The organism is Kribbella polygonati (assembly GCF_050320105.1).
GTDB lineage: Bacteria > Actinomycetota > Actinomycetes > Propionibacteriales > Kribbellaceae > Kribbella.
Genome location: NZ_CP190129.1, coordinates 2525063 through 2545840, shown reverse-complemented (window position 1 = coordinate 2545840; position 20778 = coordinate 2525063). Strand labels below are relative to the sequence as shown.

Sequence of the window (20778 nt, the reverse complement as noted above, 5' to 3'; positions counted from 1 at the left end):
GTTGTGAAAACTCCTGCGAGCACTCCTGCGCCGGGCTCCGGCGCCAGTGTCGCGCGGGACGAGTCCACCCGGGACCGGGTCGCCCGCTCGATCCTGACCAACGGCCCGTCCAGCGCCGCGGTGCTGGCCGAGCGGCTGGAGCTGACCCCGGCGGCGGTCCGCCGGCACCTGGACCACCTGCTCGACGAGGGCCTGGTGGAGTCCCGCGAGGAGCGCGTCTACGGCCCCCGTGGCCGCGGCCGCCCCGCGAAGGTGTTCGTGCTGACCGATTCCGGCCGGCACGCCTTCCACACGGCGTACGACGACCTGGCGGCGACCGCGATGCGGTTCATCGCCGAGGCCGGCGGCGACGACGCGGTGACGGAGTTCGCCCGCCGTCGGGTCGCCGAGGTGGAGGAGCGCTACCGGGACCTGCTGGCGCAGGCTCCGGAGGGCAAGAAGACGGAGGTGCTCGCCCAGGCCCTGACGGCCGACGGGTACGCCGCCTCCACGGCGGAGGCGGGCCACGGCGCCCAGCTCTGCCAGCACCACTGCCCGGTCGCGCACGTGGCCGAGCAGTTCCCCCAGCTGTGCGAGGCCGAGACCGAGGTGTTCTCGAGACTCCTCGGCAAGCACGTACAGCGCCTGGCCACCATCGCCCACGGCGACGGTGTCTGTACGACGCACATCCCGGGTCCTGCCCCTGTGACCCCTGTAACCGACGGCGAATCTGCGAGGACTGCACGATGACGCAAACCGCTCACCCCGAACTGGAAGGCCTCGGCAACTACCAGTACGGCTGGTCCGACTCCGACGCCGCCGGCGCGGTCGCTCAGCGCGGCTTGAGCGAGGACGTGGTGAGAGGCATCTCCACCCTCAAGAACGAGCCGGAATGGATGCTCGAGCTGCGCCTGAAGGGCCTGAAGCTCTTCGGCCGCAAGCCGATGCCGTCCTGGGGTGCCGACCTGTCCGGGATCGACTTCGACAACATCAAGTACTTCGTCCGGTCCACCGAGAAGCAGGCCACCTCCTGGGAGGAGCTGCCGCCGGACATCAAGAACACCTACGACAAGCTCGGCATCCCGGAGGCGGAGAAGCAGCGCCTGGTCGCCGGCGTCGCCGCGCAGTACGAGTCCGAGGTCGTCTACCACCAGATCCGCGAGGACCTGGAGGAGCAGGGTGTCATCTTCCTGGACACCGACACCGGCCTGAAGGAGCACCCGGAGCTCTTCAAGGAGTACTTCGGCTCGGTCATCCCGGTCGGCGACAACAAGTTCGCCTCGCTGAACACCGCGGTCTGGTCCGGCGGCTCGTTCATCTACGTCCCGAAGGGCGTCAAGGTGGACATCCCGCTGCAGGCGTACTTCCGGATCAACACCGAGAACATGGGCCAGTTCGAGCGGACCCTGATCATCGTCGACGAGGGCGCGTACGTGCACTACGTCGAGGGCTGTACGGCGCCGATCTACAAGTCCGACTCGCTGCACTCCGCGGTCGTCGAGATCATCGTGAAGAAGGGCGCCCGCTGCCGCTACACGACGATCCAGAACTGGTCGAACAACGTCTACAACCTGGTCACCAAGCGCGCCACCTGCGAGGAGGGCGCGACGATGGAGTGGATCGACGGCAACATCGGCTCCAAGGTGACGATGAAGTACCCGGCCGTGTACCTGATGGGCGAGCACGCCAAGGGCGAGACCCTGTCGGTCGCGTTCGCGGGCGAGGGCCAGCACCAGGACGCCGGCTCCAAGATGGTGCACAACGCGCCGTACACCTCCAGCTCGATCGTGTCGAAGTCGGTGGCCCGCGGCGGCGGCCGGACGTCGTACCGCGGCCTGGTCGAGGTGGCGCCGGGCTCGCACCACAGCAAGTCCACGGTGCGCTGTGACGCGCTGCTGGTCGACACCATCAGCCGTTCGGACACCTACCCGTACGTCGACGTCCGCGAGGACGACGTGGCGATGGGGCACGAGGCGACCGTGTCCAAGGTCAGCGACGACCAGCTCTTCTACCTGATGAGCCGGGGCATGGCCGAGGACGAGGCGATGGCGATGATCGTCCGCGGCTTCATCGAGCCGATCGCCCGCGAGCTCCCGATGGAGTACGCGCTGGAACTGAACCGACTGATCGAGCTGCAGATGGAAGGGGCCGTCGGCTGATGTCGACCTCTGAAACTCTTGTTGCTACCGGCAACAAGGCACACTCCCACGGGCCGGGCTCCCCGGTCCCGCTCCAGGCGCGCAGCGAGCGGCCGACGTCGTACGACGTCAACGCGTTCTCGGTGCCGACCGGGCGCGAGGAGGAGTGGCGCTTCACCCCGGTCAAGCAGCTGAAGGCCCTGTTCGAGGACGCGGCCGGTACCGAGACGCCGAAGATCGACGCCTCCGGTCCGGACGGCGTGGTGATCGAGACGGTCGCCGCCGACGCGGTCAAGGTGCTCACGCCGCAGGACCGGTCCGCCGCGGTCGCGTGGAACCACGCGCCCGAGGCGCTGGCGGTCCGGATCCCGGTCGAGGCCGAGCTGACCGAGCCGGTGCACGTGAACGTCGCGAGCCTCGGTGGCCGCGGCTTCAGCCACCTGGTGATCGAGGCCGGCCGGCACAGCAGGTCGATCGTGATCATCGACCACACCGGTGCCGGTGAGCTGAGCGGCAACGTCGAGATCAAGGTCGGCGACGGCGCCGACCTCCGCGTGGTGAGCATCCAGCAGGGCGACCACGAGTCGATCCACCTGGCCCAGCACGACGCACTGGTCGGGCGGGACGGGCGGCTGCACCACGTCGCGGTCACGCTCGGCGGCAAGGTCGTCCGGATCGGCACCAACGTCCGGTACGCCGGGCCTGGCGGCGACGCCGAGCTCGTCGGCGTGTACTTCGCCGAGTCCGGCCAGCACCACGAGCACCGGCTGTTCGTCGACCACGAGGCCATGCACTGCAAGAGCAACGTGCTCTACAAGGGTGCGCTGGCCGGCGACGAGGCCCGCTCGGTGTGGATCGGCGACGTACTGATCCGGGCCGCGGCCGAGGGCACCGACACGTTCGAGCTGAACCGGAACCTGGTACTCACCGACGGCGCCCGCGCCGACTCGGTGCCGAACCTGGAGATCGAGACCGGCGAGATCGAGGGCGCCGGGCACGCGTCCGCGACCGGCCGGTTCGACGACGAGCAGCTGTTCTACCTGCAGGCCCGTGGCATCCCCGAGGACGCCGCCCGCCGGCTGGTGGTGGCCGGGTTCTTCAACGACATCATCGGCAAGATCGGCGTCCCCGAGGTCTCCGAGCACCTGCACGACGTGATCGAGGAGAAGCTCGCCCGGACCGCCGAGCTGAGCGAAGCCGCCAAGGCGGCCACCGGCCGATGAGCGACACCTTCGAGCGCGCCTGCGCCGCCGCCGACGTCCCCGACGAGGGCGTGATCCCGGTCGAGGTCGGCGGCGTCGAGGTCGCGGTCGTGAAGAGCGAGGGACAGTACTTCGCGGTCCGGGACGAGTGCTCGCACGCACAGATCCAGCTGTCCGAGGGCGACGTCGGCGAGTGCGAGATCGAGTGCTGGCTGCACGGCTCTCGCTTCGACCTGCGGACCGGCGAGCCGACCAGCCTGCCGGCGTACGACCCGGTGCCGATCTACCCGGTGCGCCTCGACGGCGACGATGTACTCGTCGACGTGAAGAACCCCCTGAACCAAGCAGCCCTGTAAACAGACGGAGATAGAGAAACCTCATGGCGACACTCGAGATTCGCGACCTGCAGGTGTCGGTCGACACCGAGGCCGGACCGAAGCAGATCCTGCGCGGCGTCGACCTGACCATCGCCGGTGGTCAGACGCACGCGATCATGGGCCCGAACGGCTCCGGTAAGTCGACGCTGGCGTACTCGATCGCCGGTCACCCGAAGTACAACATCACCGGCGGTACGGTCACGCTGGACGGTGAGGACGTGCTCGACATGAAGGTCGACGAGCGCGCCCGGGCCGGCCTGTTCCTGGCGATGCAGTACCCGGTCGAGGTGCCGGGCGTGTCGGTCGCGAACTTCCTGCGGACCGCGAAGACCGCGGTCGACGGCGAGGCGCCGAAGCTGCGGACCTGGGTCAAGGACGTGAACACCGCGCTGGCCGAGCTGCAGATGGACCCCGAGTTCGCGCAGCGCAACGTCAACGAGGGCTTCTCCGGCGGTGAGAAGAAGCGCCACGAGATCGTCCAGCTGGAGCTGCTGAACCCGAAGATCGCGATCCTCGACGAGACCGACTCCGGCCTCGACATCGACGCGCTGAAGATCGTCTCCGAGGGCGTCAACCGGTTCGCGTCCCAGGGCGACAAGGGCATCCTGCTGATCACGCACTACACGCGGATCCTGCGCTACATCCACCCGGACTTCGTGCACGTCTTCGTCGACGGCCGCGTCGCCGAGGAGGGTGGCCCGGAGCTGGCCGAGGAGCTGGAAGCCAACGGCTACGAGCGTTTCCTGAAGGCAGGCGCCAAGTGACCGACGCCCGGACCTCAAGTAGCAGTCCGCTGACTGGGTTTTCTAGTCCCTTGGACGTGCAGTCGGTCCGGGCGGACTTCCCGATCCTGTCGCGGGAGCTGGCAGGCGGGTTCCCCCTGGTGTACCTCGACTCGGCGAACTCGTCGCAGAAGCCGCGTCAGGTCGTGCAGGCGCTCGAGGACCACTACCTCAAGCACAACGCGAACGTCGCCCGCGCCATGCACCAGCTCGGTGCGGAGGCCACGGCGGCGTACGAGGGTGGTCGCGACAAGGTGGCCGCGTTCATCGGCGCCCCGTCGCGGGACGAGATCGTGTTCACCAAGAACGCCTCCGAGGCGCTCAACCTGGCCGCGCACACGCTCGGCGCGTCGCTGAAGCCGGGCGATGTCGTGGTGGTCTCCGAGATGGAGCACCACAGCAACATCGTCCCGTGGCAGCTCGCCTGCGAGCGGACCGGCGCGACGCTGAAGTGGTTCGGCGTGACCGAGGACGGTCGGCTGGACCAGTCGAACATCGAGGAACTGCTCACCGAGCAGACCAAGGTGGTCGCGCTGACGTGGGTGTCGAACGCGCTCGGCACGATCAACCCGATCAGCGACATCGCCGCCAAGGCGCACGCGGTCGGTGCGACCGTCGTCGTCGATGCCTCGCAGGCCGTGCCGCAGTTCCCGGTCGACGTGTCCACGCTCGGCGCCGACCTGGTGGCCTTCACCGGCCACAAGGTCGTCGGCCCGACCGGGATCGGCGTGCTGTGGGGCCGGTACGACCTGCTCGCGTCGCTGCCGCCGTTCCTCGGGGGCGGCGAGATGATCGAGGTCGTCCGGATGACCGGTTCGACGTACGCACCCCCGCCGGCCCGGTTCGAGGCCGGTACGCCGCCGATCGCGCAGGCGGTCGGACTCGGTGCGGCCGTCGACTACCTGTCCGGGATCGGGATGGACAAGATCGCCGCGCACGAGCACGCGATCGTCGAGTACGCGCTCGAAGGGCTGAAGACCGTTCCCGGCCTGAAGCTGCTCGGCCCGACGGACGCCACCGACCACGGCGGCGCGATCAGCTTCGCGCTGGACGGCGTACATCCGCACGACGTCTCGACGGTGCTGGACACCCGGGGGATCGCGGTCCGGGCCGGGCACCACTGCGCGCGGCCGGTGCACGAGCGGTTCGGAATGCAGTCGTCGACCAGGGCGTCTTTCTACCTGTACACGACTCCCGAGGAGATCGACGCGCTCGTCGACGGGCTCGGGTTCGTCCGATCGTTCTTCAAGGTGGACTGATATGCAGCTCGACAGCCTCTACCAGGAGATCATCCTGGACCACTACCGGGCCCCGCATCACGCGGGCCTGGCGGAGCCGTACGACGTGGAGGTGCACCACGTGAACCCGTCCTGCGGGGACGAGGTCACGCTCCGGGTCGAGCTCGACGGCGACACGGTGAAGTCCGTGACGCACGACAGCGTCGGCTGCTCGATCAGCCAGGCGGCGACCTCGGTGATGTCGGACCTGGTGATCGGCAAACCGGTCGCCGAGGGCATGGCGACGTACGAGAAGTTCCTCGAACTGATGCAGGGCCGTGGGAATGTGGAACCCGACGAAGAGGTTCTGGAGGACGGTGTGGCGTTCGCGGGCGTCGCGCAGTTCCCGGCCCGGGTGAAGTGTGCACTGCTGGGCTGGTCCGCGTGGCGCGACGCCACCGCCCAGGCCGTAGCCCACAGTGGGCGAGCCGACCAAGGAGTGAGCAATGGCTGACCAGACCGACGAGAAGATCGAGCTGCCCGAGGTCGACCTCGCGGCCGGCTCCTCCCCGGCGAAGGTCGAGGATGTCACCGAGGCACTGAAGGACGTCGTCGACCCCGAGCTCGGCATCAACGTCGTCGACCTCGGCCTGATCTACGGCATCACCGTCGACGACACCAGCACGGCGATCATCGACATGACCCTGACGTCCGCGGCCTGCCCGCTGACCGACGTGATCGAGGACCAGACCCGGATGGCCCTCGACGGCCTGGTCAACGACTTCCGCATCAACTGGGTCTGGATGCCCCCGTGGGGCCCGGAAAAAATCACCGACGACGGCCGCGACCAACTCCGCGCCCTCGGCTTCAACGTGTGAGCAGAGTCGTCCACGTCGCGCCGGAGCGGTTGGACAGGTGGCTGACAGGTTTCGGCGAGCGGCACGGTGAGGTGCGGTACGACGTGACGGCGTCGGTGGTCACGTTGGTGGCCGCGGACGGCGAGAGTGCTGTTGTCACGGTGCCTTTTGAGCCTCTTGCGGAGTTGTCCCGTGAGGGGCTTGTCGCGCATGTGGTGCGGGCGCGGCGGCTTGGTGTGTTGCTGGTGCGGCGTGGTGGGTACGGCGCGGGGGTGTTTGCCGATGGCAAGCTTCTCGACTCGAAGGTCGGGTCCCGGCACGTGCAGGGGACGACCAAGGCCGGCGGGTGGTCGCAGCAGCGGTACGCGCGCCGCCGGGACAACCAGGCGCGGGAGGCGTTCGCCGCCGCGACCGAGGTCGCCGTACGGATCCTCGCCCCGGCGCGGCTCGACGTACTGGTCTGCGGGGGAGACCGGCGGGCCGTCGACACCGTGCTGGAGGACCCGCGGCTGCGCGACCTGGTACCGCTGGTGCGGGCGCCGTTCCTCGGCGTACCGGACCCGAAGCAGAAGGTCCTGGAACAGGCCGGGGCGGACGCCCGCGCGATCCGGATCGAGCTGACTCAGGACGTTTCTTCGTAGAACCCGACGAAGTCCTCGTTCACGCCGCGCCAGTACTCGAGCTCCTCCTCCATCTTGGCGCGGGTGACCACGTCCGGGTTCGCCTCCTTGACGCCGGCGCCGAACGTCGACCAGATCTCCCCGTCCGGGACCACGTCCTCGCCGTCGGGCAGGAACGCGATCGCCTGCAGCGTGGCGTCGACGGCCAGTTCGAAGCCGAGCGAGATGTGCCGGCGCCGTTCCTGGTCCTGGAAGTCGCCGGGCGGATGCTCGTCGGCGGCGTACTCCATCATGTCCGCGATCGCCCGTTCGCCGTACAGGTGGGCGACGTGGATCCACTCCGCGGCGTCGATCAGCCGGGACCGGCCGAGACCGAACGGCGCGCCGACCTGGACCGTCGTCTTCTCGGACACGTACGGGATCTCGATGTCGCCGATCGGGGAGTGCCAGGTCCAGGCGTCCGCGCCCTCCGTCATGTTCTCGCCCACCTTCGGCGGCGATGCCGGGGTCACCTGGCCCCCCGGCGGGGGTGTGGTCTCCGCGAGCCGGAGGTTCACGTAGGTCTCGGCCTCCCAGAGGCTCCGTGCCATCAGCATCGACTATCTCGCTCCCAGTTGTTCGGCCAGCTCCGCGTACCTGTCCCGGGTCAGCAGCAGCCGCTGCAACCGGAACCGGCCGGGGTCGGTCTCCCGGCTGGCCCGGCCCTCCGCGGTCCAGAACTCCTCGTCCGGTACGGCGTCCAGACCCTCCGGGACGAACTTGATCACCTCGGCCACCGCGGCGCGCGCGATCGCCAGCGCCCGGCCGGCCTCGGCCCGGTCCGTGGGCACCGCCGCCACCAGCCGCTCCGCGACCTCGAGCCACTGCCCGGCGTCGATGACGTCGGACGGCTCCGGCCCGCCGAACGTCGGCCAGCCCCGCACCGGCGTCTCCCGGTCCGGTACGCCGAACAGGTACTCGCGTTCGGCGCCGCAGCCCGGGCAGACCGCGCTGTAGCTGATCGACAGCTCACCGTCGACGTCGACCAGCGCCTGCTGCCAGGGTGCCTCGTCGGTCCCGCAGTCCGGGCACGGATGCAGCTCGAGGTACAGGTGTGCCTCGTCCCGGGTGCGCACCACCGAGAATCCCATGAAGCCCCTCTCGCTCCCGAAGTCCAGCAGTATTCATCATCGGCTCACGGTCCGGCCAGTGACGTGCCGTGGGACGGCGAAATCGTGTGCCCGGCCGAGCCGCCCGAGTGCGTGCGGGCCGAGTGGCTGACGACGTACGCCATCTGCTGCACCGTCGTCTGGTAGTCCAGCCCCTTGAGCACGTCCCGCGGTACGCCGTTGTCCATCAGCGCCTGGGCCACCTGCCCGTTGAAGTTGCCGGGCGGCGCAGTGTTGTGCAGCTCGTGCAGGTCCACCCGGCCCTCGGCCATCCGGACGACGGTCGGGTGCAGCCGTTCGAACGCCGGCCCGAACCGCGGGTCGCCCTCGCATTCCAGCAGGCCGTCCTTCGTGGCCCGGTACTTCTGCTCCTGACCGTCGGCCCCGCGGACCAGCAGCACAAGGGTCCGCTCCTCGGCCTGTGCCTGCTGGATCAGCTCGAGCACCGGCGTGTACGGCCGGCTGACCATGCCGGACTTGCCCGGCTGGAGCTCGTCGACGACGCGGTCCGGCCGCCCGAAGTCCGCCGGCTCCGCCCGCAGCTGCGCATCGGCGAGCGCCGTGTCGAGGTCGGAGCCACGCTCCATCTGCCGGAGTACGTTGAGGTACTGGTGCCCGAGCATCCGGACGAACACCTCGCCGCGGGCCAGATCCCGGACCTTGGTGGAGTGCCGGGGGACCGGTTCGCCGCGGCCGTTGTCGGTACTGGTCCTGATGGTCGCGTCGTACCGGACCGGGATCCGGACCGTGACCAGCTGCCCCTCCAGGAACCTGCTGGTCTCCAGCCGGGTGCCGTTCGCGTCGGACGCCTGTTCCTTGACCTGTTCGCCGACCGAGCCACCGACCCCGACCAGACCGCCGTCGACACCGGCACTCGCGGTCAGCGGCGTCAGCCGGTTGCCGGAGTTGGAGGTCTTGTAGGTCTTCTGGTGCCGCCAGACCCGGCCGACCTGGCCCTCGACCTCCGGACCGTGCAGTTCGAACCCGATCGCGGTCGCTTGCAGATGCACGTCGACCGTCTTCTTCCCGTTCCCGGGTCTGGCCATCGGCTGCAGGTCGATGCCCGGGCCGAACATCCGCGAGGTCTTCGCCGCCAGCGCGGTCGGGGTCAGGCTCGTGTGCAGGAGATGCTCGTACGCCGCGGCGCCGTGCTTGCCGAGCAGACCCGGCTGCTCGAGGTGCCGGGTGAGGTTCTCCAGCAGCTCGTGCCGGCGTTCGCGGTCCCGGGCGTGCAGCTGGATCCGGATCGGGACCGCGCCTTCCGGCAGCTCGATCCGCCGGTGGTCGGGCAGCACGGGCGTCTCCGGCCCGGTGTCCGGCGCCGGGCCGTCGAGCAGGTCGCCGCGCGGGATCCACTGGGTCAGGTCGGCGCGGACGCTCCTCGGGTCCGACACCGTGGTGATGTCGGCCGGGTCGATCCGGCCGAGCCGCCAGCGCAGACCCGTCTGCGCCGCGGCCCCGGCGTTCCGGATCCGGACGACCTCGGTGCTGAAGACCACCGCCCGGTGGGTCTTGACCAGGTCGAAGTGGCCGAGCCGGTCGATGGTGGTGTTCTGCTCGCCGCTACCGGCCGTCTGGTTCCTGGTCTGGTCGGTGGACAGGCCACCGGAGAGGTCGGTTCCGCCGCCGGCGGCGCCTTTCCCGTCCAGGCCGACGGTCACCGACGTGGTGTGCCCGACCTGCCGGTCGATGGACTGGTAGTCGTACTTCTGCCGCACCTTCCCGACCGACTCGCCCGGGATGTCGGGCTCGGTGCCGGCGTCCGGGTTCTGCTCGTCGACCGGCTTGTCCGGCACGTTGTCCATCGTGCGCTCGCCGGTGAACCGGGCCCGGACCCGGACGAACAGCACGTCCGGCCGGGCCTGCCCCGGCACCGGGACCTCGATCGGCGCGTAGAACCCGCCGGCCCCGAGCATGTCGTTCAGGTGGCCCTGGAAGCTGCGCGGGTCCAGGTCGACGTCGAGGGCGTTCTGCAGTTGCGGACTCGCCGCCAGCAGCCCTGGTGCCACGGACTCGATCTGCGCCCGGACCTGGTCGCGCGGGTCGAACGGCTTGTCGCCTACCCGCACCGACTCGACCGCGGACGCCCCGAGGCTGTCCTCGAACGCCTGCGAGGTGTGCACCACGCGGCGCTCGTCGGCGCGGTCGATGACCTTCTGGGTCAGCTCCGCGAACTGCTCCTCGGCGGTCCTCGCCTGCGCGGTCTTACCGGACTCGAGGCGGCTCTGCTCGGCCAGTTTCGTCATCAGCCGCCGGGTGGTGTGCTCAGCGGCCAGGCCGGTCGTCACGCCGCGCTTCTCGTGCTGGTAGCGGAGCAGCACCGCGGCCGCGGTCCGGTGGCTGATCGGCAGTCTGTCGTTCAGGTACCGCTCGGCCGCGTCGGACACCACCCAGAGCGGCAGGTCCAGCTTCTTCTCGGCGTACAGCTCGAGCGCCCGGCGTTCGGCCATCGCCTTCTGCACCCGGGCGTCGGGCAGCTCGACCTGGCCGACCACCTTGCCGTTGCGGAGGATGTCGGCGGTCATCTTGAACCGCTCGACGAACTCGTGGTGGGTGCCGGGGTTGATCAGCAGTTCCTCGTCGCCGCCGGTCTCGCTGATCGTCGTCGACTGCGCCGTACCGCCGGTCCGCGACAGCGACGCCCCGCCGCCGTGGCCGGTGCCGTCCGCGCCCACCGCTCCGCCGCCGGCCGAGCCCCCGATCCCGCCGGACGACGACGTACCGGAGGTGGAGCCGACGTCGTCCATGGTGAAGTTGATGTCGACGGTGTTCTGCTGGCTCATCGCGCGGTGCGTCTGGCTGATCGCCTGGCCGCGGATGACGATCTGGTACTCGGCCGGCAGCATCGTCCGGTCCTGCACCATGTGCGCCGGGTTGCCGGGCGCGCGGACCACGCTGAACGGCAGCTTGTACTCGCCGTTCAGCCACTCGCGGTTCGCGACCAGGCTGGCCGGCGAGAGCGCCTTGTGCAGCGACGCCAGCGCGGTCGAGTCGGCCCGGAACGCCGGGATCGCCTTGTGCAGCTCGTCGGCGATGTTGCCGGCGTCGACCGCGACCGGGATGGCCTGCTGAACGGCGTCGTCGTGCGGCGGCTTCGGGTCCTTCGCCTCGACCGTGGTCCGGTCGGCCCGGGACATCGAGCTGTCGTAGGCCACCTGCATGCTGCCGCGGACCTCGGCCAGCGGGGTCGCGTCGCCGTCGTCGGTGATCTCCGCGAACTTCATCGTGATGCCCTGGTCGAGCCGGTCGAGCGGCTCGGTGGACTCGCTCAGCGTGACCCGGTTGACCCGCCGTCCGGCGTTGAAACCGAAGTTCCGGCCGCGGGCCGTGCGGGTGAAGTTCAGGCCGAGCCGCCCCATCAGACCGCTGATCCCGGTGGCCGGGCCGCGGGTGCCGCCGATGCCGGCCGACAGCGGCAGCGCCTTCGACCGCCCGGACGTCCGCCCGGTGGCCCGCGAGCTGATGCCGAGCAGTACGACGTTCTCGTTCTCGCTGACGCCGGCACCGGCGTTCCGCAGCTCGCCGGTGGTCTCGTCGTGGTCCTGGGTGACCGTCAGCCGGAACGGCCGCCACTTCGGCGTACCGGCGAGCCCGCGGTCCTCGAGCATCACGATCACGCCGCCCTGGCAGGCCTCGTTCATGTCGGCCCCGAGCCGTGCCGCGTCGATGCTCTCGACGACGCGCTGGTAGTTCCGGTTCTGCAGGTCGTCGGGACCGGTCTTGCCGTGCGGCGGGACGAGGCCGAGCTTGCGGAGCCCGCGAATCGCCTGCGCCTGGAGCTGCGGAGCGCCCCGGACGTTCTGCGGCAGCGCCTTGCCGACACCGCGGAGCTGGTCCGGGCCGTACCCCATCCACGGCGGCGCCTGCTGCTGGTCCGTGGTCGGCGCCGGATCACCGCGGAGCACCAGCCGGCCGTCCGGCTCGAACTTGACCGAGCCGTCGGGGTTGCGCGGTACGGCGTTCTTGTCCGCCCGGCCGCCCGCCCGCAGCAGGTCGTTCTCCGGCACCCGCAGCATCGCCTTGCAGTTGTCGGTCTCGACGATCGGGGACGCCTTCCGGTCGTCCACCTTGCGCAGCGTGGCGCGGACGTTCAGGCCGACCAGGACGCCCTGGGTCGGCCCCTGGCAGCGGTGCACGGCCGGGGTGATCGCGGTGGTGCTGACGTTCTGGCCGCCGGACCGGGAGACGTTGCGGCCGGCCGACACGGTCGGCGCGAGGTTCGCGCCGCTGCCGCCGACGTTGCTGAGCGCGGTGACGGCACTGCCCGCGGACAGCCCGGCGGTCACGGTCGCCGACGTACCGGACGTCTGGCTGCTGTTGGTACCGGCGAAGTCGACCTGGACGTTCTCCTGCCACATGTCGAAGCTGGACTCGCCGACCAGTTCGGCGTCGGCCCAGACCGGCTCGACCTCCCAGGTGAGCTCGTACTCCGTCTCGCCGCCGGTCGGGATCCGCCGGGTGATGCCGCCGGGCAGACTCATCTCGCCGAGCAGCCGGTGCGAGTCGTTCACGATCAGGCCCGCGATGTGGTCGTACGCGACCCGGTCCAGGTCGCCGTACTGCTGCTGGGCCCTGCGGACCAGCCGGTCGGTGACGTCCTGCAGGCCGTCGATGCCGGTGACCGTGTGCCGCGGGAACTCGGGGCTGACGTCCGCTCCCCGGCCGATCTCGTCGAGCGAGACGGTCTCGCGCGCCGCCGGCACCGAGTACGCGCTGGACACCCAGGTCTGGTTCCGCCCGGCCTCGACTGCCTCGAGCGGCAACCACGCGTCGGTGGGGGACTTGCGGACCTCGATCTCCCACGTCCCGGACCACTCGTACAGCAGCGACTCGCCGCGGTTGTCGTCGACACCGCCGCGCTTGGCGTGCGCCACGAATCCGGTGGCGTCGGCCTCGGTGGCGCCGACCGAGGCGTCCACGCGCGGCGACGCCACCTCCACGGCGAGGTGCAGCGGCGTACCGGGGGCGGCTGCCGCGATGCCCTGGCCCAGGTTGACGCCGAAGTTCGCGCTGGTGGAGTGCGTGTTGGTGGTGCCGAAGCTGTTGCCGCCCTCACCGAGGGCGCCGGTCATCGCCTCGGCCATCTCGTAGTCGCGGTTGGTGATCTCGGTGAGATCGCGCGGCACCAGCCGCAACCGGACCTGCGGCAGCGCCGCGATGCCGGCGTCCGGGTCGTTGCCGACGTCGAACACCACGCCGTCGCGGGACATCACCCGGCGGTACTCGGACTCGGTCAGCGGGGCCGGTCCGCGGGCCGGGAGCTGCCGGCCGATGCCGTGCGCGGCCAGGATCCGGTTGATGTCGCCGATCGGAGCGGCAGGCGGCTGCCCGTCCGGCGTACCGCTGAGCAACAGGTCCTTGACCGGCATCGCGGTGTCGAGGCTGCGCTCGTACGCCTGGACCTGGCGCTCGGCGGCGGCGGAGAGCTCGGCGATCCGGGCCGGCGAGGCGCCCTGGTCGATCTCGGTCAGCAGTTGCCGGTAGTCGGCGAGCGTCTGCCGGGCGGCGCCGGCCGCGTGCTCGTAGCCGTCGGCGATCGTGGTGTGCCGGACGGCCTTGCGCCGGGCGGCGGCGGCCCGGACGCGGAACTGACGGGCGCGCTCGGGCGCACCGCGGTCGCGCTGCAGGTCCTCCTCGGCGGCGTCCCGGTCGGCCTTGGCAGCCTCGGCAGTCGCGTCGAGCGAGCTGTTCCGCTTGGTCGCCACGTCCATCTCGAGGTCGCCGGCCGCGGCCCGGAGGACCTCGATCTGCCGTACCACCTCGCCCCGGAGGTGCTCGGCCGTGTGCGGGGCGGCGTTGGCGGACGCGAACACGCGGCCGGCCTCGACACCGAACGCCGCGACCTGCGGGTCGACGACCAGGCCGCCCTTCCAGGGCAGCGCCGGTTCGTAGCCGCCGTGGCGCTTGATCGTCCGGGCCAGGCCCTCGATGTCGCGCTGCAGATCCGCGACCGGCTGCCCGTCGGCGCGGGCCTGGTGCCAGTCCCGGAGGAGCAGTTGGAGGCTCGCGTCGTCGGCCTGGACGCGGCGGTCCCGGCGGTCGCCGCCGAACGCGGAGCGGAGCTTGCCGAGCAGGCCGTGCGGCCGTTCGGCGGTGACGTCCTGCGCGAGCTGCGAGGTCTGGTTCGTCCAGACCACCCGCAGTTGCTCGTCGGCGAGCCTCGACGAGAGCTGGACGACGTGCGGGTCGGTCGCCGTACCGGCATGGCGCACGCTGCTCGCGAGGGCTCCGAGCGGGGCGTCGCCGACCTCGACCCGCACGTACTGCGGGTCCTCGGCGCCGGGCATCCGCAGTAGGGCGACCTGGCCGGTCGGCGCCGGGCCCGCGAGCGGCGCGGGCAGGTGAGCCTGGTCCATCGCCGCGACGACGTCCAGCGCGTGTCCGGCGGTCAGCTCGCCCTGGGCCGCCGGGCGTTCCCGCCGTTCGAGGCCGGTGCCGCGGATCTGCGAGGTCCAGAGCCGGCGGCCACCGGTGCTCTGCTGCCGGCTGCGTTGCGGCGCGCGGTGCCGCCCGCCGACGTGGCCGCGCTGCCGGCGATGCGACGTGGGCGTACGGCGCGGGGTGCCCAGATGCTCGGCGTCGAGGCTGATCCGGCCCGCGGTGCCGACGATCTCGGAGGTGCGGACGACAGGTCCCGGCTGCGGCAGCCGGCGGAGCCGTTCCGCCGCGGCCGGGTCGTTCACGGCCGCGCTGCGGAGCGCCACCGGCAGCATCGCCTCGGCCTCGGCACGCTGCGAGCGGGTCAGGCCCGGACCGGCGAGATAGCGGTCGAGCGCGGCGGTCGCGCCGGCGCCCGGTTGCTGTCCGCGGGCGCGCGCGACCTCGGCTCCGAGGACGGCGACCGACTGAGCCAGCAGGCGGTCGTCGGAGACCCGGTTGCCGGCCCAGCGGGCGAGCTGCTGCTCCAGTCCGCGCGTGACCTGCGCGTCCAGCAGGTCGCGCCGGGTGCTCAGCCGGATCCGGCCGTCGCGCAGCGACACCGCCGACGGATGCAGGATGCCGAGGGCGGTCGCGATCGCCCAGCGGGCCCGAATCGTCGCGTCCGCGGCGGCCACCGTGGGTGTGGACAGCCGAATCACCGCCTCCCCGTCAGTTCCCTGGTGCTCACCAGTTGTCACCAGGACCCTCAGGTTCCGGAATGTAGCAAACAATCGGTTACTTGCCAGCAAGCTGAACCACACGGGCTGTTAACAATTTACGCCTGGCTGTTCACCTAGGGTCGGCCACATGACTGAGGCCATGGGTGAGTCGGGCTGGACGGTGAGCGAGGCGCGCTACCTGGTCCGCGAGCTGCTGCGGATCGCGCCCGACGACCGGGGGTACGACGGCATCGAACTCTTCCTCGCGCTGTGTGAGTACCTCGACGAGTTGCACGGCACGGATCGCGACCGCGGCAGGTTCGGATTCGGCTCGTTCTACACCGGCGCGCGCCTCGACGAACTGGCGGCAGCGGTGCAGGCCGCGCGTGGCCCGGAGACCGCGTGGGATCCGGACTCCTACCGCCTGGAGCAACCGGTCAACGCCGCCGTCACCCTGGCGGAAGGGCGGGAGCTGACGGAGTGGCTGGTCCGGCGGCAGGACTGGGAGCGGCAGGTCGGCCTGAGCCTTCGGGCGCTGTACCGGTATCTAGACCAGTTGTACGGCGGCGAAGGTCTGTTCAACCAACTCCTCACCGGGCCGGAGCGTGAGCAGGTTGCCGCGCGGTAAACGGCGCCGGGCTGCTGGCGCGATTGGTACCTCGCTGCCATTACGGTAGGCGGGTGAGTCTCTCGTCCTCCACGCGTACCTCTTCCCAAGGGTCCCGGGCTGCGGGCCGACCGGCGGGTGGCGGCTCGACCCGCCTCCCGAGCGGCCGGGAACGACGTCCGGCACTGGCCGCGCTCGCGGTCATCCTGATCCTGCTCGGCGCCGCCGGGTCCGCGCTGATCGCGCTGAACAGCGGCAACCGGTCCGACTTCGTCGCGATCTCCGCCGACGCGCTGCCGCCCGGCCACAAGATCGAGGCCAAGGACTTCTCCCGGGGCGACCTGGCCGGCGCCACCGGCGGCCTGGTCCCGTGGTCGCAGGCGGGCAAGTACGTCGGCCGGTACACCACCAGCTGGCTGTACAAGGACCAGTTCGTCACGCCCGGCAACTTCACCAAGGACGGCCAGCAGCCGATCCCGCAGGGCGGCGCGCTGGTCGGTGTCAGCCTGGACGCCGGGCACGCCCCGTCCGACGGGCTGAGCGTCGGCGACGTGGTCCAGATCGTCCGGGTCCCCGGCGGAAACGACGGCGGCGGCAACTCGGTGGAGCTGGTCGGTGCTGCCGCGGTGACGTCGAGCGCGGGCGCGATCACCGACAGCAAGACGAGTGCGAACAGCTCGCTCAACGTGACGTTGCTGGTGCCGCAGTCCAAGGTCACCCTGGTCGCCGCGGCCGCTGCCGCGAAGACGCTGTCGGTGGCGAAGCTGCCGCCGGGTACGACGGCGGACGCGCTGCGCGGCGGGGCGAACTGATGGCACTGGTGGCGCTGGCGAGCGCGAAGGGCTCTCCGGGCGTGACCACGGCGAGCCTGGTGTTCGGCGCGCTCTGGCCGCGGCAGGTGCTGCTGGCCGAGTGCGACCCGGCCGGCAGCGACGTCGCGATCCGGATGACCGGGCCGGCCGGTGCGGCGCTCGACTCCGATCGTGGCCTGGTCAGCCTGGCCGCCGCGAGCCGGAAGGGCCTGGGCGACGAGGTGATCCTCGCGCACAGCCAGCAGCTCGACGGCGGGCTCGACGTACTGCTCGGTGTGCGGTCGCCGGAGCAGGTCGGCGGGATGGGCGGGCTGTGGCATCCGCTCGGCATCTCGTTCAACCAGATGCACCAGGCCGACGTACTGGCGGACTGCGGGCGGATCGGCGCGTCGTCGCCGCAGCTCCCGGTGATCCAGTCCGCGCGGCTGGTCGTCATGGTCTGTACAGCCACCGGGTCGTCGGTGGCGCACCTGCGCGAGCGGCTGTCGACGCTCGTGCACCACGTGGACGCCCAGCTCGGTGTCGTCGTGGTGGCCGACCCGAAGCAGCGTGACGGTGTGAAGCAGGTGTGGTCCGTCCTGGACGCGATGTCGCTGCCGGTACGGCACCGCTGGCACCTCGCGTACGACCCGGCCGGCGCGGCGTTCTTCGACGGCCGCGGGCACGGTCGGCTGGACAAGACCCAGCTGATCCGGTCCGCGAGCGTGATCACCGCGGAGATGGCGTCGCTGGTCGCCGCCCCGCCGCCGCAGGACTTCGACATGGCGAACGCGGCGTTCCCGCCAGGTGACTACAGATGAGCGCAGACCAGGAGCTGGTTCGCCGGCTGCGGGTGCAGGTTGCCGAGCGGCTGAACGAGCAGCGCCGCCGCGACCAGGTGAACGGCGTACCTCCGATGAGCGCGGAGGACGAGCGGGAGTACGCCCGGTCGTTGATCGTGCAGGTGCTCGAGGACCACGCGCGGTACGAGCTGGCCGAGGGGCGGACGCCGCCGACGCCGGACGACGACGCGCAGATCGCCGGCGCGATCCACTCCGCGCTGTTCGGCGTCGGCCGGCTGCAGCCGCTGATCGACGACCCCGACGTCGAGAACATCGACATCAACGGCTGCGACCAGGTCTTCGTGCAGTACGGCGACGGCCGCGAGGAGACGCCCGGCCCGGTGGCCGAGAGCGACGACGAACTGATCGAGCTGATCCAGGTACTGGCCTCGCACGCCGGCCTGACCAGCCGGCCGTTCGACTCCGCGAACCCGCAGCTGGACCTGCGGCTGCCGGACGGATCCCGGCTCTCGGCCGTGATGGGCGTGACCGCGCGGCCGGCGGTGTCGATCCGGCGGGCCCGGCTCGGCCGGGTGTTCCTGAAGGACCTCGTTGCCAACGGCACCATGAGCGACGACGTCGGCTCGTTCCTGCGGGCGGCGGTCGCGGCCCGGAAGAACATCATGATCGCGGGCGCGACGAACTCCGGGAAGACCACGCTGCTGCGGGCGCTGGCGAACGAGATCCAGCCGCACGAGCGGCTGATCACGGTCGAGCGCTCGCTGGAGCTCGGGCTGGGGGAGTTCAAGGACCTGCACCCGAACGTGGTCTCGTTCGAGGAACGGCTGCCCAACTCCGAAGGCGTCGGCGAGGTGACGATGGCCGATCTGGTCCGTCGTTCGCTGCGGATGAACCCCTCGCGCGTCATCGTCGGTGAGGTGCTCGGCGACGAGATCGTGACGATGCTGAACGCGATGAGCCAGGGCAACGACGGCTCGCTGTCGACGATCCACTCGAACAGCTCGATGGAGGTGTTCAACCGGATCAGCACGTACGCCATCCAGGCGAGCGAGCGGCTGCCGATGGACGCTACCCAGATGCTGATCTCCGGAGCGCTCGACTTCGTGGTGTTCGTCCGCCGGCACAACGACTACCAGCGTGGCGGCGGCGTCAGCCGGTACATCGAGAGCATCCGCGAGGTGACCGGCTGGGACGGGCGGGTGCTGTCCGGCGAGGTGTTCGCGCCGGGTCCGGACGGCCGGGCCGCGGCGCACGCCCCGATCGCCTGCATGGATGAGCTCGAGCACTTCGGGTACCAGCCGCTCGTACACGGAACCTGGGCGTGATGCGATGAGCACTAACACTCTGGCGGCGCTGCTCTGCGGCGCGGTGGTGGGTGGCGCGGTCCTGCTGCTGATCGTCGCGATCCGCGGCACCGAGCCGCGGGACGAGACGCCATCGCTGTTCCGGAACCGGAGCGCCGAGAACCGCAAGAACCTGATCCGGCTCGGCGCCGGCATCGCGGTCGGCCTGCTGGTGCTGGTGGTGACCCGGTGGCTGGTGCTCGCGATCGCCCTCGGTCTGCTCGCCGGGATGGCGGACCGGTTCTTCGGCGGCAGCGGCGAGGAGCGCCGGGCGATCGAGCGGCTGGAGGCGCTGGCCACCTGGACCGAGGCGCTGCGCGACACGATCGCCGGCGCGGTCGGCCTGGAGCAGGCGATCCCGGCCACCGCGGTGAACGCCGCGCCCGCGATCAAGCCCGGCCTGAACCTGCTGGTCGACCGGCTGCGGATCCGGGAACCGTTGCCGTCGGCCCTGATGCGGTTCGCCGACGACCTCGACGACCCGTCCGCGGACCTGATCGTCGCGGCCCTGGTACTGAACGCCCGGCTCCGCGGCCCCGGTCTGCGCGAGGTGCTCAGCGCGCTCGCGGACTCGGCCCGCGAGGAGCTCGACGTACGCCGCAAGGTCGCGGCCGAACGGCGGTCCACCCGGCGCAGTGTGCAGGTGGTGGTCGCGATCACGCTGATCATGGCGGCCGGCCTGGTGCTGTTCAACCCGACGTACATGGCGCCGTACACGAGCTTCATCGGGCAGGTCGTGCTGGCCGTGGTGATCGGCCTGTACGCGCTCGGCCTGCTGTGGCTGCGGCGGCTGGCGAAGATCGAGGTGCCGGAGCGGTTCCTGATCGGCATCTCGAAGGACCACGCCGTGCACCGGCCGGGTGACGAGCGGATGGAGGTGGTGAACGGATGACGTGGGCCTTCATCACCGGCGCGATCGCCGGGCTCGGCGTGTACGTGCTGGTACGGATGTTCATCAAGCCGCGGGCCAACGTGCTGTCCACGATCGCGCGGATCGACGCCGGCCGCGGCGGGTTCGCCGGCGGGGCCACCGCGAGTGCCGCCGGCGAGCGGGTGCTCGGCGGCGTGGACCGGGCCCGGGCGACCCTCGGCCGCCGGCTGGAGGCCGAGGCGAACGCCCGCGGCTGGGCGTTCGGCAAGCTCCGCCGGGACCTCGCGGTGATGAACCAGCCGTTCGCCGCGATGCTCGCCACCAAGGTGTTCTTCGCGCTCGGCGCGATGCTGTTCATCCCGATCGTGCTGTTCCTGTTCTCCGCGATCGGGCTGACCCCGCCCGGCGCGACGCCGGCGATCGTCACGCTGGCGTTCATGGCGGTGGCGTTCTTCCTGCCGGACCTGGCGCTTCGCCAGGAGGCGGAGAAGCGGCGCCGGGACTTCCGGCACGTGGTCGGCAGCTTCCTGGACCTGGTCGCGATGAACCTGGCCGGCGGCCGCGGCCTGCCGGAGGCGCTGATGACCGCGTCCACGATCGGCGAGCACTGGGCGATGGCGCGGATCCGGCAGGCGCTCGCGAACGCGCGGCTGATCGGCATCACGCCGTGGGACGCGATGGCCCGGCTCGGCGAGGACCTCGGCGTCGAGGAGCTCCGGGACCTGGCGTCGGCGCTGGCACTGGCCGGGGACGAGGGCGCGAAGATCCGGTCCTCGCTGCTCGCCCGGGCGGCGTCGCTGCGCCGCAAGGAACTGGCCGACGTCGAGGGCAAGGCCGGCGAGCGGTCGCAGTCCATGCTGGTCGCGCAGCTCGTGATGATCGCGGCCTTCTTCCTGTTCCTGGCCTTCCCGGCAGGCGTGGCGATCCTAGGCAGTTGACATACTGGGGCCGGTTTCGGCTTCAC

The 20778-nt window shown here is 71.0% G+C and carries 18 protein-coding genes; 15 read left to right on the top strand and 3 right to left on the bottom strand.

All coding sequences use genetic code 11. The features are described from left to right. Nucleotides 1-3: 3 nt before the first annotated feature. From ACQHIV_RS12160 to ACQHIV_RS12120, 9 genes are read left to right on the top strand one after another with little or no spacing between them, the layout of a single operon-like run. Nucleotides 4-729, top strand: coding sequence for a helix-turn-helix transcriptional regulator (locus ACQHIV_RS12160; RefSeq protein ID WP_427893729.1), 726 nt, complete (start codon nucleotides 4-6; stop codon nucleotides 727-729). Beyond that, the gene (gene sufB, locus ACQHIV_RS12155; protein WP_387662125.1) at nucleotides 726-2138 is read left to right on the top strand and encodes a Fe-S cluster assembly protein SufB; all 1413 of its coding nucleotides are present in this window, start codon (nucleotides 726-728) and stop codon (nucleotides 2136-2138) included. Before ACQHIV_RS12160 ends, sufB begins: the two co-directional genes overlap by 4 nt. Beyond that, nucleotides 2138-3340 (top strand): Fe-S cluster assembly protein SufD, encoded by a 1203-nt coding sequence (gene sufD, locus ACQHIV_RS12150; protein WP_427893727.1) that lies wholly within the window; start codon nucleotides 2138-2140, stop codon nucleotides 3338-3340. The genes sufB and sufD overlap by 1 nt, the downstream gene beginning before the upstream one ends. After that, nucleotides 3337-3675, top strand: coding sequence for a non-heme iron oxygenase ferredoxin subunit (locus tag ACQHIV_RS12145; protein ID WP_427893725.1), 339 nt, complete (start codon nucleotides 3337-3339; stop codon nucleotides 3673-3675). Before sufD ends, ACQHIV_RS12145 begins: the two co-directional genes overlap by 4 nt. Nucleotides 3676-3698: 23 nt before the next feature. Further along, entirely contained in the window at nucleotides 3699-4460 is a 762-nt protein-coding gene (sufC, locus tag ACQHIV_RS12140; protein WP_427893723.1) for a Fe-S cluster assembly ATPase SufC, read from the top strand. A gap of 50 nt (nucleotides 4461-4510) precedes the next feature. Beyond that, nucleotides 4511-5737 (top strand): cysteine desulfurase, encoded by a 1227-nt coding sequence (locus ACQHIV_RS12135; RefSeq protein ID WP_427893721.1) that lies wholly within the window; start codon nucleotides 4511-4513, stop codon nucleotides 5735-5737. Between the two features lies 1 nt (nucleotide 5738). Continuing rightward, nucleotides 5739-6209, top strand: coding sequence for a Fe-S cluster assembly sulfur transfer protein SufU (gene sufU / locus ACQHIV_RS12130; RefSeq protein WP_427893719.1), 471 nt, complete (start codon nucleotides 5739-5741; stop codon nucleotides 6207-6209). Further along, a complete protein-coding gene (locus ACQHIV_RS12125; protein WP_380200557.1) occupies nucleotides 6202-6573 on the top strand; it encodes a metal-sulfur cluster assembly factor in 372 nt (123 codons plus the stop codon). The genes sufU and ACQHIV_RS12125 overlap by 8 nt, the downstream gene beginning before the upstream one ends. Next, complete coding sequence (locus ACQHIV_RS12120) at nucleotides 6570-7193, top strand: acVLRF1 family peptidyl-tRNA hydrolase (protein WP_427893717.1); 624 nt, start codon at nucleotides 6570-6572, stop codon at nucleotides 7191-7193. Before ACQHIV_RS12125 ends, ACQHIV_RS12120 begins: the two co-directional genes overlap by 4 nt. On the opposite strand, the gene ACQHIV_RS12115 is transcribed toward ACQHIV_RS12120, so the two are convergent. Genes ACQHIV_RS12115 through ACQHIV_RS12105 form a run of 3 tightly spaced genes read right to left on the bottom strand, consistent with a single transcriptional unit; the run spans nucleotide 7175 to nucleotide 15399 of the window. Beyond that, nucleotides 7175-7762 carry a hypothetical protein gene (locus ACQHIV_RS12115; RefSeq protein WP_427893716.1) on the bottom strand — a complete coding sequence of 196 codons (588 nt, stop codon included), beginning with the start codon at nucleotides 7760-7762 and terminating at the stop codon, nucleotides 7175-7177. The two genes, ACQHIV_RS12120 and ACQHIV_RS12115, sit on opposite strands and share 19 nt — an antisense overlap. Nucleotides 7763-7771: 9 nt before the next feature. Beyond that, nucleotides 7772-8302 carry a hypothetical protein gene (locus ACQHIV_RS12110; protein WP_427893714.1) on the bottom strand — a complete coding sequence of 177 codons (531 nt, stop codon included), beginning with the start codon at nucleotides 8300-8302 and terminating at the stop codon, nucleotides 7772-7774. 44 nt (nucleotides 8303-8346) lie between these two features. Further along, nucleotides 8347-15399 (bottom strand): hypothetical protein, encoded by a 7053-nt coding sequence (locus tag ACQHIV_RS12105; RefSeq protein ID WP_427893712.1) that lies wholly within the window; start codon nucleotides 15397-15399, stop codon nucleotides 8347-8349. 148 nt (nucleotides 15400-15547) lie between these two features. On the opposite strand from ACQHIV_RS12105, the gene ACQHIV_RS12100 reads away from it, so the two are divergent. From ACQHIV_RS12100 to ACQHIV_RS12075, 6 genes are read left to right on the top strand one after another with little or no spacing between them, the layout of a single operon-like run. Next, a complete protein-coding gene (locus ACQHIV_RS12100; RefSeq protein ID WP_427893711.1) occupies nucleotides 15548-16027 on the top strand; it encodes a hypothetical protein in 480 nt (159 codons plus the stop codon). A 53-nt stretch (nucleotides 16028-16080) separates the two neighbouring features. Beyond that, entirely contained in the window at nucleotides 16081-16818 is a 738-nt protein-coding gene (locus ACQHIV_RS12095; RefSeq protein WP_427893709.1) for a hypothetical protein, read from the top strand. Beyond that, nucleotides 16818-17618 (top strand): hypothetical protein, encoded by an 801-nt coding sequence (locus ACQHIV_RS12090; protein WP_427893708.1) that lies wholly within the window; start codon nucleotides 16818-16820, stop codon nucleotides 17616-17618. Before ACQHIV_RS12095 ends, ACQHIV_RS12090 begins: the two co-directional genes overlap by 1 nt. Then, nucleotides 17615-18925, top strand: a complete 1311-nt coding sequence (locus ACQHIV_RS12085) for a CpaF family protein (RefSeq protein ID WP_427893706.1) — start codon at nucleotides 17615-17617, stop codon at nucleotides 18923-18925. The genes ACQHIV_RS12090 and ACQHIV_RS12085 overlap by 4 nt, the downstream gene beginning before the upstream one ends. Before the next feature lie 4 nt (nucleotides 18926-18929). Then, on the top strand, nucleotides 18930-19835 hold the full coding sequence (locus ACQHIV_RS12080; RefSeq protein WP_427893704.1) for a type II secretion system F family protein: 906 nt from the start codon (nucleotides 18930-18932) through the stop codon (nucleotides 19833-19835). After that, nucleotides 19832-20752, top strand: a complete 921-nt coding sequence (locus tag ACQHIV_RS12075) for a type II secretion system F family protein (RefSeq protein ID WP_427893702.1) — start codon at nucleotides 19832-19834, stop codon at nucleotides 20750-20752. The genes ACQHIV_RS12080 and ACQHIV_RS12075 overlap by 4 nt, the downstream gene beginning before the upstream one ends. The last annotated feature ends 26 nt before the right edge of the window (nucleotides 20753-20778 follow it).